This is a genomic window from Paraburkholderia gardini (genome assembly GCF_907164545.1).
Taxonomy (GTDB): domain Bacteria; phylum Pseudomonadota; class Gammaproteobacteria; order Burkholderiales; family Burkholderiaceae; genus Paraburkholderia; species Paraburkholderia gardini.
The window spans coordinates 118,711-131,585 of sequence record NZ_CAJQZB010000008.1 but is presented as its reverse complement, the minus strand read 5'-3'; the positions used below and the strand labels follow the sequence as shown (position 1 = coordinate 131,585).

11 protein-coding genes are annotated in these 12,875 nt (G+C 61.9%); 4 read left to right on the top strand and 7 right to left on the bottom strand.

Annotated features, from left to right (window positions below):
* Window positions 1-235: 235 nt before the first annotated feature.
* Window positions 236-1,969, top strand: coding sequence for a gamma-glutamyltransferase (ggt, locus tag LPA37_RS08640; protein WP_229012281.1), 1,734 nt, complete (start codon window positions 236-238; stop codon window positions 1,967-1,969).
* Between the two features lie 139 nt (window positions 1,970-2,108).
* Here the strand turns inward: ggt and LPA37_RS08635 are convergent, their stop codons facing one another.
* The 4 genes from LPA37_RS08635 to LPA37_RS08620 form a co-directional block, all read right to left on the bottom strand.
* On the bottom strand, window positions 2,109-2,432 hold the full coding sequence (locus tag LPA37_RS08635) for a type II toxin-antitoxin system RelE/ParE family toxin (protein ID WP_324251873.1): 324 nt from the start codon (window positions 2,430-2,432) through the stop codon (window positions 2,109-2,111).
* The gene (locus tag LPA37_RS08630) at window positions 2,429-2,680 is read right to left on the bottom strand and encodes a ribbon-helix-helix domain-containing protein (protein WP_228979288.1); all 252 of its coding nucleotides are present in this window, start codon (window positions 2,678-2,680) and stop codon (window positions 2,429-2,431) included. Before LPA37_RS08630 ends, LPA37_RS08635 begins: the two co-directional genes overlap by 4 nt.
* A 406-nt stretch (window positions 2,681-3,086) precedes the next feature.
* Window positions 3,087-3,377, bottom strand: coding sequence for a hypothetical protein (locus tag LPA37_RS08625; RefSeq protein WP_229012280.1), 291 nt, complete (start codon window positions 3,375-3,377; stop codon window positions 3,087-3,089).
* Between the two features lie 62 nt (window positions 3,378-3,439).
* A complete protein-coding gene (locus tag LPA37_RS08620; protein ID WP_229012279.1) occupies window positions 3,440-4,483 on the bottom strand; it encodes a S1C family serine protease in 1,044 nt (347 codons plus the stop codon).
* 208 nt (window positions 4,484-4,691) lie between these two features.
* Between LPA37_RS08620 and LPA37_RS08615 the strand changes: the two genes are divergently transcribed.
* Together LPA37_RS08615 and ppk2 are read left to right on the top strand one after the other, a co-directional pair.
* Window positions 4,692-5,060, top strand: a complete 369-nt coding sequence (locus LPA37_RS08615) for a VOC family protein (RefSeq protein WP_228979281.1) — start codon at window positions 4,692-4,694, stop codon at window positions 5,058-5,060.
* Window positions 5,061-5,185: 125 nt separating this feature from the next.
* Window positions 5,186-6,112: a polyphosphate kinase 2 gene (ppk2, locus tag LPA37_RS08610; protein ID WP_228979279.1), complete on the top strand. Its 927-nt coding sequence runs from the start codon at window positions 5,186-5,188 to the stop codon at window positions 6,110-6,112.
* A gap of 87 nt (window positions 6,113-6,199) precedes the next feature.
* On the opposite strand, the gene LPA37_RS08605 is transcribed toward ppk2, so the two are convergent.
* The 3 genes from LPA37_RS08605 to LPA37_RS08595 all read right to left on the bottom strand — a co-directional run bounded on the left by LPA37_RS08605 (window position 6,200) and on the right by LPA37_RS08595 (window position 10,614).
* Window positions 6,200-7,786, bottom strand: a complete 1,587-nt coding sequence (locus LPA37_RS08605; protein WP_229012278.1) for an inorganic phosphate transporter — start codon at window positions 7,784-7,786, stop codon at window positions 6,200-6,202.
* Between the two features lie 102 nt (window positions 7,787-7,888).
* Window positions 7,889-8,485: an IMPACT family protein gene (locus tag LPA37_RS08600; RefSeq protein WP_228979275.1), complete on the bottom strand. Its 597-nt coding sequence runs from the start codon at window positions 8,483-8,485 to the stop codon at window positions 7,889-7,891.
* Window positions 8,486-8,688: 203 nt separating this feature from the next.
* Complete coding sequence (locus tag LPA37_RS08595) at window positions 8,689-10,614, bottom strand: AI-2E family transporter (protein ID WP_229012277.1); 1,926 nt, start codon at window positions 10,612-10,614, stop codon at window positions 8,689-8,691.
* Between the two features lie 1,117 nt (window positions 10,615-11,731).
* On the opposite strand from LPA37_RS08595, the gene LPA37_RS08590 reads away from it, so the two are divergent.
* Window positions 11,732-12,805 carry a HEPN domain-containing protein gene (locus tag LPA37_RS08590; protein ID WP_229012276.1) on the top strand — a complete coding sequence of 358 codons (1,074 nt, stop codon included), beginning with the start codon at window positions 11,732-11,734 and terminating at the stop codon, window positions 12,803-12,805.
* Window positions 12,806-12,875: the final 70 nt, after the last annotated feature.

Sequence of the window (12,875 nt, the reverse complement as noted above, 5' to 3'; positions counted from 1 at the left end):
CGATTGCCGGGCACGTTGATCGACGATGCCGGCACGATCGCGCGTCTTGGCGTGCGCGTCGCCTTCATGAGCGCCTGTGCGTCTTGATGATTCTCCTTGCTGCCGGATGACTTTTTTCGTGCCGCACCATCGGTCGCACATACTGGGACGCTTCGCAAATCCCGGACTCGCGTGATATAAGCCCAGAACAGACTTGTTCATCGCTGCATGAGGGAGTTGACATGGGGGACACGCAATGAAGCTGCTCAACAACGTGAAATCGTCGGCAACGGGCTTTGCGCTGGTTGCGCTGGTATCGGTCTCGACTGCGTTTCTCGAGAGCGCGCCGGCCGTCGCCAAGGGTGTCGTCAGGCCGCAGCCGGCTGTACTGAGCGCATCCGCGATTGCGGTGGCGGACAAGTACAGCGCCGATGCCGCCGGGCAGATTTTCAAGGAAGGCGGCAACGCCGTCGATGCGGCCGTTGCGATTGCCTTCACGCTTGCCGTGACGTATCCGGAAGCGGGCAACATCGGCGGCGGCGGTTTCATGACGCTCTACGTGAACGGCAAGCCGTATTTCATCGACTACCGCGAGCGCGCGCCGCTTGCGGCGACCCGCAACATGTACCTCGACGACCAGGGCAACGTCATCAAGGGCAAGAGCCTGTACGGCTACTACGCGGTCGGCGTGCCGGGCACGGTAGCGGGCATGTGGGAAGCGCAACACCGCTTTGGGCGGCTCAAGTGGAAGCAGGTCCTTGCACCCGCGATCAAATACGCCACCGACGGTTTCGAAGTCGACGAGCAGCTCGACAAGCGCCGCGAGACCGCTTCGAAGGAATTCGCCGGCAAGACGAACTTCGACACGTACTTTGGCAACCTGAAGCAGGGCGTCAACTTCAAGCAGCCCGATCTGGCCGCCGTGCTGACGCGCATCGCGAACAACGGCGCGAAGGAGTTCTACAACGGCAAGACAGCGGACCTGATCGCGGCTTCGATGCGCGGCCACGGTCTGATCACGAAACGCGACCTGCAGGATTATCGCGCCGTATGGAGGAAGCCAATCGAAGCCGACTGGAACGGTTACCACGTGATCACCGCACCGCCGCCGAGTTCAGGCGGTATCGGTCTCGTGCAACTGCTGAAGATGAAGGCGGATCTCGCGTCGGACTTCAAGGGCGTGCCGTTGAATTCCGCGCAATACGTGCATCTGATCGCCGAGATCGAGAAGCGCGTGTTTGCTGACCGCGCGCAATACCTGGGCGACACAGACTTCTACAAGGTACCGGTCGAGCAGCTGATCGACGACCCGTACATCGCAAAGCGCGCCGCCGAAGTGAACCCGACGACGCCTTCGGACACGAAGAGCGTGCAGCCGGGGCTTGGCACATCGATGCCGGAGAAGGCGGAGACGACGCACTTCTCGGTGGTCGACAAGTGGGGCAATGCGGTATCGAACACGTATACGATCAACGGTTACTTTGGATCGGGCGTGGTGGCCGAGGGCACGGGGATCGTCCTGAACGACGAGATGGACGATTTCGCCGCGAAACCGGGCGTGCCGAACATGTTTGGCGTGGTGGGCAGCGACGCGAACTCGATCGAACCGAAGAAGCGTCCGTTGTCGTCGATGTCGCCGACGATCCTGACGAAGGACGGCAAGGTATCGCTGGTGATTGGAACGCCGGGCGGCTCGCGGATCTTCACGTCGATATTCCAGGTGATCAACAACGTGTATGACTTCAACATGCCGTTGCCGGAGGCGGTGGCCGCGATGCGCTTCCACCATCAATTGTTGCCGCCGAACACGATTTTCTGGGAGCCGTACAAGCCGATCGATGGCGAACTGGCGAAGGAGATCGAGGCGAAGGGATACGTGCTGAAGGGACAGGATTTCAGCGGCGACATCCAGGCGATCAAGATCAATGGAGACACACCGGAGCCGGTATCCGACCCACGGGGACGCGGGATATCGAGAGTGATCCAGTAGCCGGAAGGGCGGAAGAGGAAGGAAAGGCGGGCATCGAGAGTCGGTGCCCGTTTTTTATCGTGGCGGGTGGGTTACGTCAATTCACTGTGGCGAATCAAGGCGTACTGCCCCGAGAGGAATGCTGGATATCTGGCTTGTTTCAGTTCTCAAGCATCCACGACGGGATATCGCGCTGCACATGGAGGATGCGCCACACGTCGATATGGTCGTCGCGCTCAAAATAAAAAACCAAGTAGGGATAACGTGACAGCGACCAGCTCCTCAATCCGGGAAGATCCAGTTCGTAGGCATATCGGGTTGAACCGGTTTGAGGACGCCGCTCTATATGGCTGTATGCCGCTTCCAGTGCGTCAATAAGGCCGAGTGCAGCGTGTTGCGAGCCTTTGCCCAGGTAGTAAGCGATGGCATCCTGTACGTCCTGCGCGGCCTGCTTTCGCTGGGCAACTATTTTCGCGCGTATCAACCGCGAGTACCGGTCTTACCCGGCTTTCGAACCTTGGCGCGCAGACCGTCAAAATATGCTGGGTCTGCTACTCCGGCGGGCTCAGAAGCGCCGCCGACGAGCAGCATTTCCCGAAGGCGCGAGCGGTCCTGATCGTTTCGGATCAGCTCACGCACATACTCGCTGCTCGTACCGTATCCGCGCTGGATGACTTGCTCGTCGACATAGGTCTTGAGAGCGTCGGGTAGGGATATGTTCATGGTCGTCATATCCGCATACTAGACAATTTGGCAAAATTTGGCAAGATTGAGGTGCGAAACCTGTTGCAACGACGCAAACGAAGAGAGACCTTCGCGGCGCCGCACGAAGTGCGAAGCAGGTCGAATGAATGCTGTGCCACAGGCGGCGCTGCGCGAGAGATCAGATCGTGCGCGGACCAGCGCGGCTTGGAATGTGAGGGCGACACTTCATGGGTTGCCATTCCCCGGAAATGACACACCGGGAAGAAATGAGTTTTCGAAGCGCCTTTCTTTTGCCTGCTTTTCTTTGGCAAGACGCCCCGAAGGAAGTCCCCTTGGGGGACAAAGAAAAGTAGGTGCCGCCCCGCACAGGGGCGACGCTAATAGACCGACATGATCACAAGGAAAGGCCAAAAAAAATGAAAAACAAAAAACCCTAAAGCTTCAAAATCCGCTCAAAAAACCGGCACCAGGCATCGGCATGAGCGGCATCCTGAGAGGACAAGGAAGAGGAACCAGAGGAAGAAGAAAAAGAAGAAAAAGCCTCATCCCCAGCCTGCCGGCAGGCAAAAACAAACCGTTCCAGCGCTTCACGATCGCCGAACACCATTTCCCGCTGCGCTGCAACAACCACAACCCGCGCGGGTCCGCGCCTGACCCTGGGCACACCGAAATCGTCATATCCAGCGATGTCACGCGCAACTTTCACCTGGTAGTCACTGGCCAAGTCGCTCTCCTCAGCAGCTGATCGATCTCCCCAGTATAGGCAACGAATCGGCAACAAAACGGCTAACTGGCCTGCTCAACCGGCGTCAAGGCCAGTTCGAGCTTGCGCGTGCCGCGCAGGACAACCACCGAAACCACACGATCGATCCGCGAAGCGTCGAGCACCCGCTGCAATCCGTCGACACTCTCCACCTCGACGCCGTCGATACCCACGATCGTGTCGTCGGTCCGCACGCCGGCCGTCGCGGCCGGGCTGCCTCTGACCACTTCCATGACGCGCACACCGCTCGCCGCCGGCAGCCCGAAATACCGCTGCACGCGTCGCGAGAGGGGCGTCGTCGTACCGGCCACGCCGATATAGGCGCGTCGCACGCGCCCGTAGGCGAAGAGCTGCATGATCACCCACTTCGCCGTATCGATGGCCGTCGCGAAGCAGATGGCCTGGGCGCCGGGGATGATCGCCGTGTTTACGCCGATCACCTGTCCCGACGCGTTGATCAGCGGGCCGCCCGAATTGCCCGGATTCAGCGCGGCGTCGGTCTGGATCACGTCGTAGATCATGCGTCCCGAATTCGCGCGCAACGAGCGGCCGAGCGCGGACACCACGCCGGTCGTGACCGTTTGCGCGAGCCCGAGCGGATTGCCGACCGCGATCGCGATCTGCCCGACGCGCAGCTTGCCCGATTCGCCCAGTTCGACGTGCGGCAACGGTTCGGGCGAGCCGATCCGCAGCACGGCGAGATCGCTGTCCGGATCGTCGCCGACGAGATCGGCGTCGAACCGGGCGCCGTCGGCCAGCGTCACGCGGATATGCGTCGCGCCATGCACGACGTGGCTGTTGGTCAGCAGATAGCCGTCGGGCGTGAAGAGAAAGCCCGAGCCCGTGCCGCCGCGCACGCCACGGCCGCCCGGCCCGCTGGGGTCGCCCGGCGGGCGCCGTTCGACGGAAATAAACGCGACGGCCTGTTGCACGCGCCCGAGCGCGCCGATGACGGTGCGGGAGTAGGCGTCGAGCAGCGCGTCGTCGGTGGCGAGCGGGTGAGGCGCGGCCGCGTCCGATGGCACGCCAGGCGACAGATCATCGATGAAACGGGGACGGCTTCCCATGATGAAGCTCCAGATAATTGGACCTGCAGATGCGGGGTCGCGCCGCTGTTTTTCAAGTGTCGCGGCGTCGACGCAGGGACGCGCGATGCCAACGTGCTGTGAGACACTTCCCTGACATTGGCCTTGCGCTGCTTTCGCCTCCATCACCGCAGTCCACGGTTGGAGCGGCAACCCTGCAGAACAATTCGCGCGAAAGGAGCACGACAGCATGAACGAGCCCGAAGTCGAATCGCTCAGTGCGATCACGCTTGCGACGCATGACATGGCCCGTGCGGTAGCATTCTACGAAGCGCTGGGTTTCCCACGCCGCTTCGGCGGTCCCGACGAGGCGTTTACATCATTCGCGCTGGGATCGTCGTTCCTCAACGTGATCGCCGACACGCGCGGCCCGATCAGCTGGTGGGGGCGTGTGATCATTTACGTGTCCGATGTCGACGGCATGTACCGCAAGGCGCAGGCCGCCGGGTTGACGCCGGAATTCGCGCCAGCGGATGCGCCGTGGGGCGAGCGCTATTTTCATATCGTCGATCCGGACGGGCACGAGCTGAGCTTTGCGCGACCCCTGGCCCACACCTGAAGCTGTCCGTACGCTGTGACAGCCACACCGGGGTAACACGGTTGACATTTGGCGCTTCGATAATCGGTTCGTCGACGCTGCCGCATCGTGCGGGCAGTCCGTTTCCGTCGCACAGGAGAATGACGATGAAAGAAAATGACATGGCTCTCGACGCCGCGGCGTTTGCCGAACGTCAGCGCCGTTTCGAAGAAGACCTCATCGATGCATACGACGAGGAACTCGAAATGGAAGTGGACGACCGCATCGTCGACGGCGCGGACGGCCTCACTGCCGAAGCCCGCGAGGCGCGCAAACACTATTTTCGCGAGCTGTTCCGTCTGCAGGGCGAACTCGTCAAGCTGCAGGACTGGATCATGCACACGGGGCACCGGCTCGTCGTGATCTTCGAAGGCCGCGATGCGGCGGGCAAGGGCGGAGCGATCAAGCGCATCACGCAGCGCCTGAATCCGCGTGTGTGCCGCGTGGCGGCGCTGCCGGCGCCGAACAACCGCGAACGCACGCAGTGGTATTTCCAGCGTTACACGCAACATCTGCCGGCGGGCGGCGAAATGGTGCTGTTCGACCGCAGCTGGTACAACCGCGCAGGCGTCGAGCGCGTGATGAATTTCTGCTCCGACGAAGAGTACGAAGAGTTCTTCCGCTCAGTGCCGGAATTCGAAAAGATGCTGGTGAGAAGCGGGATCCAGATCGTCAAATACTGGTTTTCGATCACCGACGAAGAGCAGGAAATCCGCTTCCAGAACCGCATTCTCGATCCGCTCAAGCAGTGGAAACTAAGCCCGATGGATCTGGAAAGCCGCCGTCGCTGGGAAGCTTATACGCAGGCGAAAGAAGTGATGCTGCATCGCTCGCACATTCCCGAAGCGCCGTGGTGGGTCGTGCAGGCGGTCGACAAGAAGCGCGCGCGTCTGAACTGCATTCACCATTTGCTGAGCCAGGTGCCGTACCACGAGGTCGACCATCCGCCGGTCGCGCTGCCTGACCGCGTGTACAACACGGAGTACATTCGCCAGCCGGTGCCGGCTTCGATGATCGTGCCGGAAATCTACTGATCCAGTCCGGGCGCAGGTCATGAAAAACGGCGTGCAGTTCAATGAACTGCACGCCGTTTCCGCATCCGCTGCGCCGTCGAAGCTGCTTCAGAACACGAAGCGAAACGCCCAGTACAACCCGCCCGCGAGCACGATCGAAACCGGCAGCGTCAGCACCCATGCGAGCACGAGGCTGCGCACGGTGTTCCATTGCAGGCCCGAACCGTTTGCCGCCATCGTGCCGGCCACACCCGACGACAGCACGTGCGTCGTCGAAACCGGCAGGCCGTACATGTCGGCCGCGCCGATCGTCAGCATCGCGACCAGTTCCGCCGAAGCGCCTTGCCCGTAGGTCAGATGCTGCTTGCCGATCTTCTCGCCGACGGTCACGACGATCCGCTTCCAGCCGACCATTGTGCCGAGTCCCAGCGCGATCGCGACCGCAACCTTCACCCATGTTGGAATGAACCGGGTGGCGTGATCGGTCTGCTTCCTGAAGTTGTCGATGGCCTTGAGGTCGTCCGCCGCGAACGCGGGCTGCTTCGCCTTCTCCATCAGGCGGATCGCTTCGGACGCGACGTACATGTTGTTACGCACGTTATCGACCAGGTCTTTCGGCACGTTCGCCATCGAGCCCGACGAGCCGACCTGCTGGCCGATCTGCTCCGTCAGCTGTTGCAGCGCGGGGATCGTCGCGGGCGTGAGCTGGCGCGTCTGCACGAAGGTTTCCACGTCGGTACGCGGGTTCGCCGAAGGCGGCGCGCCGTTCGTGTATTTCGCGAACGTCGCCGCAGCCTGTTGCGAGACCGCGAGGAACGTCTGCGTTTCGGCCGGTGTGACGGCCTTGTTCAGCGCGAAGGAAGCGGGCACCGTGCCGATCAGGATCAGCATGATGAGGCCCATGCCTTTCTGGCCGTCGTTGGAGCCGTGCGCGAACGACACGCCCGTGCATGTGAGGATCAGCAGGCTGCGGATCCAGAATGGCGGCGGGTTCTTGCTCTTCGGTTCCGCATAAAGCGCGGGAACCCGCACGACCGCCTTCAACACGCGCAACAGCAGGGCGGCTGCCAGAAACCCGACCAGCGGCGAAAACAGCAGCGACTTGCCGACGCCGAGCGCCTGGTTCCAGTCCACGCCGCTTGTGCCTGACGAGCCGTGGATCAGCTGGTTCATCAGACCGACGCCGATGATCGAGCCGATCAGCGTATGCGAGCTCGACGACGGCAGCCCGAAATACCACGTGCCCAGATTCCAGATGATCGCGGCAATCAGCAACGCGAACACCATCGCGAAACCGGCGCTGTTGCCGACCTGCAGGATCAGTTCGACGGGTAGCAACTGCAGGATGCCGAACGCGACCGCGCCGCTCGACGTGAGCACGCCCAGAAAATTCCAGGTGCCCGACCAGACGACAGCGAGGTTCGGTGTCAGCGAATGGGTATAGATGACGGTCGCGACGGCATTGGCCGTGTCGTGAAAGCCGTTGACGAATTCGAAGCCGAGTGCGATCAGCAACGCGATGCCGAGCAGGAAATACGGCAGGAACGCGTTGGGGCGAAGCGGCTGCAGATCGTCGATCAGATGGGTGGCGACGTAAAAGGCGCCGGCGGCGATGACGAGCACGAAGACGATGAGGCTCGCATTCCGGCCTCGTCCAGCTGCTACGTCCGGTTGCGGATAGGAGAGATCTGGCATGGCCTTGCCCTGAAGGATCGGTTAGCGGGACCTTCGATCCTGCAGGGCGGGTGTGTCAGGCTGATGACGAAACCGTGTCGGTTATGCCCCTTAAAGCATGCCTCAAGCGGCCGCTTCGGGAAAAATCGCGCGGCCTTGCGTCATGTCGCGCAGCGCTTCGCGTGCTGCGTCGACGACGGTAGCGGGCATCCGGATGGTCAGGATCACCGCCATGCCGTAGGCGCTTTCCGCGAGCGCGTGATGTTCCTGCTCGATCCAGCGGCGCACGCGCGCCTCGTCCGGGTACCCGATCTCGACGGCCAGCGTCACCTGGGCGATGCGCTCGACGCGCGGTGCATCCTGGAGCGCGGTCGCGATCGCGTCGGTGTAGGCGCGCACGAGACAGCCCGCGCCGAGCTTGACGCCACCGTAATAGCGGACCACGGCGGCCAGCACGCCGTCGAGATCGTGATGCCGCAACACTTCCAGGATCGGCCGGCCGGCGGTGCCCGAGGGTTCGCCATCGTCCGACATGCCGGACTGACCGCCTGCGAGCAACGCCCAGCATACGTGCGTCGCGCCCGGATGTTCGTCGCGCAGACTGCGCAGCGCGGCCATGGCCGCATCGCGATCCGCGACGGGAATCGCGTGCGCGATAAAGCGGCTCTTGCGGATTTCGAGTTCGGCGGTGAGGGCGACGGGCAGTGTGTAAGTCGGCAAGGCGAGGTTCTGCGAAGAAAAGGAACGCGTCGCACGAGACGGCGCAGGCGTCATGGTAACGGATCGCCGGTTCACGGGGCCGCGCGGGGCCGCGCTACCCCCGGACCAGCGCGCCTCGCACTCGCGGATTTCGCAACGGTGTCTTGCGTGAACGCGTGATGACGCCATCCGGGGCAGCCCGCATAATCCGGGTCTTGACGGATCTAGCTCCCGGCTGGGGCGAAACCGGGTTCCTCACCTGGTCGGTCCGTCACCTCTACTTCTTCTTCCATCGCGCTCACGGCCATGCGGGATTCCTCGATCAAACCGCGGAACGTCGTGGTGCTGAGCGTGCCGTCAGGTGCGGCGGCGGGCGCATCGGGTTTGTCCCCGGGCGGCGCGCCGAAACCGATAATGAGCGCGGCGGACGTTTCCTGCGCGCGCACGCGTCGCACGAGGTTGCGCAGATAAGGCGGCGACGCGGCGGCATCCAGAGATATCACACACATCACCGATACGCGATTCACATCCACCGAAGCCACATCGCCGCGACGAAAGTGCTCATAGGTCGTGGCGACGCAGGCGGTCCGGTAACGCGTCAGCAACTGCACGGCAATCGCCGTGGCAACTTCGTCGAACGCGCCGCGTCCGGCGACGCATAGCACCGGTTCGCCTGTCATCGTGGCGACGCGGGTGGCGTCCGCGGATGTCGCCGGGTTCGGTTCGTCAGGCGCGAGTATGTCCGGAGCGCCTTCCACTGCTTCGAGGTTCTCGACGATATCGACGAGCGCCTCGTTGATCCGCGCAAGCTGTTCCGTATGCAGCACACCGCGCAACGCATCGTTGCGTGCGAGGCGCAATCCTTCGAGCACGACCTGATCGTAGTAATCGACGATCGACATCTCGCCGAGCAATCGTTCCGCCTGGACGATCGCTTCATGCAGATCGTTCGCGAGCAGCCGCTGGTAGAAGTTCTGGGCAGGCGTCAGCGCCGGCTGGTCGCCCAGCAGCACGGTAAGGAAGTTGAGGCGGTCGGCGTAGCGGCCGAGCGTGACGATGCACAGCGTGAGCGGCGTCGACAGCACGAGACCGACGGGCCCCCATAGCCAGCTCCAGAAAATCGCCGCGACGATCACCGCGAGCGGCGACAACCCCGATCGATGTCCATACAGAAGCGGCTCGAGAACCTGCCCGGCCACCAGATCGATGACGATAAAGAGCACCAGCGTCCATACGGCCATCGTCCATTGCGGCTGAATGGCGGCGGCCAGACACACGGCGAGCACGGCCGCGATCCAGATGCCGATATACGGCACGAAACGCAGCAGCGCCGAAATCACGCCGAAGAGCAGCGCGCCCGGCACGCCGAGCAGCGCGAGCCCGAGCGCGATGATCGCGCCCACGCCGAGATTCAGCCCGAGTTGCGCGACGAAATAGCGGGAGAGGCGCACGGCGGCGTCGTCGATGGCCGTGGTGGTGCGATGCAGGTCGCTCGACCCGAACAGGCTGATCAGGCGGTCGCGCAGGTCCTCGCGCTGCAGCAGGATGAAGATCGTGACGACCAGCACGATGAACGTCGTCTCGATCGGCGCGATGGCGGGAGAAAACGCGCGTTGCGCAAGTTCGAGCGGCGTCGGCGCAGGTTCGTGGACCTCGACCGTCATCGGCGCGGCGGGGGTCCCGCGGGCGGGGCGACCGGTGACACGCGGCGCGGGCCGCGAAGGCGCGACCCGCTGCAGCGCGCTGGCGGCGCGGCTGAGCAGTACGTCGGCGCGACCGACCGTTTTCTCCTGCACGGTTTCGATCTTGCGTTCGATGGCCGCCTGATACTGCGGCAGGTCGGCGGCGAGCTGGACGATCTGTGCGCCGATCAGCGCGCCCGCGCCGAGCAGCACGGCCAGTGCGAAGAACACCGCGATGAAGATCGACGGTAACTGGCCCATGCGCAGGCGGCGCAGCGTGGTGACGAGCGGGGCGAGCAGAAAGCTGAGCAGCACCGACAGGATGATCGGGATGAGAACGGCGCGCCCGAAGTACAGCCCGCAGACCACCACGACCCCGGTCACCACCGACGCGAGTCCATGCAGCGTCGGCGTGTGCGGCGGATACACGCGATTGGGTCTTCCGTTCGGCGGCGACGGGAGGTTCATGAGTCAGGGTTCCGGGTGAAAGGGCGCCTCGCCGCGAGAAGGCGGCTTCAGCGACAGGGAACGAATTTTAGCAATCCGCGTGCCCGGTGGCATTGGGCCGGCGCGGCCGGAACACCGGCGCCGGCAGAGCGATCGATGCGGCTAACGCGTCTGTCGAGTATGCGCTGTCGGGCGGGGCGAGGCCAGCGTGTCGATTTCGCCCAGGCCTTCTTTGGCATCTATCTGGCGTCACCATCTCCGAGGCCGCAAACAAACTGGACGGCAGCGAGGTCTATTCGATCTGAGCAGGCTCGCACCGCCCGGCGTACTCAAGCGCAAGGTCAAGGTCTACGTCGCGCCCAATCCAAAGGACCACGCACAACCTCGTGTTCCGTGAACGAGATATGCCAGGGTCCTGGTGTCGTGAGTTAGACGTTCGTTGTATTAATGTCCGGTACAGTCAGCGATGACGAAATGCGGCTTGAAGAGCCGCCTGGACTCACGTAATCCTTCTTCGGAAAAGATCGCGGCCGATCGCGGATTGGCGTTGTAGCCATCGAGGTAGTAGCGGATAGCGTCGTCGTCGAGTTGTCGTGTCGGACGATGTGCGCCGCGTCGGCAAGAGTGTTCCGGCGTGGTAGTGAAGCCGCACTTTTCGTGTCCGCGACCCGGACATGCAGGCAAACGGAATTCGCCAGGCTGCGTCCCGTCGAAAATCAATCACTTGCTAACGAACTCTGTCATCAGTTCCGGTCTACCCGAACCGAATTAGTTGGACTGCGCGGATTTTTGTCGCGAATCCGTCAGACCAGGATTCAATCCCTGGCTGCTACGGCAACGATCGCCCCGTCCTGTGCCGGCCGCGTGAGGCTGCATGCGGCCACGAGCGGACCTTCGTAGCCCAAAAGCGGATGGCAGAGATGCGACCAATTTCGGACCCTCGGAGAGAATACGGTGCGGTAGCGTTGAGACTTGCCTTCTAGTTATCAAGAATTCCTGCTCCGGACTCGGAAGCGGGCAATGCTGGTCGCGCGCGACCAGTTATGCTCGATGCACCGTCTACTCCGAATCGCGTCGTGCATATCAGATTCCCTACGCGTAGTGCGGCGGCGATCACTCATCTAAAACAGGAATCCAAGTGTCAAACCGTACGGAACACGTAGCCATCCTGCGCTGCCAGACGTGGAATGTCTGGCCCGACATGACCTCAATAAAAGGACCGCAATTCTCCATTCAACACGACGAAGAAAGCCTCCCGGCGCGCCTCGCAATCCTTTCCTACCCGAATAGAAAGCCAGTAGAGGCTTACCAGGATGAAGATACGAAGCTTGGCCCGCTGGTCTGGACGGGGACGGTACCTGGTCTTTACGTAGTTCGAGATGCGATATTAAAAGACCCCGCGGACGTTATCCAACTGACCGTCCCGTTCCGACATGGTCACCGAGGTGAGATTGACCTCTGTTTAAATTTCCTGTCACGGGACGAGCATTTCCCAGCAATTGTCGACGTTGTCAGGTCCACGCTTTCAGCAGTCGCTGCTCTCATCAATCTTCGACTACACGACTATTTGACCCCGATGGCTCCACTGCAGATCCGCAAAGTAGCGGCGGAAGGTGGCCAGATCGGTACCGAATTGCAGGTGTCGGTGCTTGAACGCAGGACTCTGTCCACCGCAGATATCGAGGCATGTTTTTCCGGTATCGGAAACGCCCTCTACGGCCAGGCTACCTCAGCAAAGCTCACTGTTGCTCTTGAGCTATATGCGGCGCATTTCGTCGAGCGCCAAGTACGGGTACGGTTCCTTCTTCTGGTCATGGCCATGGAATCCTTGGCGAAGGAGACTTCGAAGCACGACGTTGCGATAGCCTTGCTCAAGGAATGGGAGCAACAGCTTAAATCCGAGATGGAGAAGCACGAGAAAGAAAGTGAAGCTTATCTGAGCCTCGATGCTTTATCCCGAGAGATGCAATTTCGGGCTACCGACTCCATTCGAAGTCAAGTTCGGAAGCTCTTCCGTGAACTTCCGGACATCTCCGAGGATGAGTCCCGTGATTACCAAAAGCGCGCGCTCCGCGTGTATGACAAGCGAAGCATATTGGTACATGACGGTTTTTTACCCGCTGCTGAACTGGTGTTTTGTGAAAACGAATCTCGCGCGCTTGTCGAGCGTCTGCTGTTGGCTCTTATATCACCGCCTGAGTCCACCGAATAGTGTTGAGTAGCTGATTCACGCTAGGGAACGGTCGTTCACGCGCGCGCCGCGGATGACGGCGAAGGGTCGA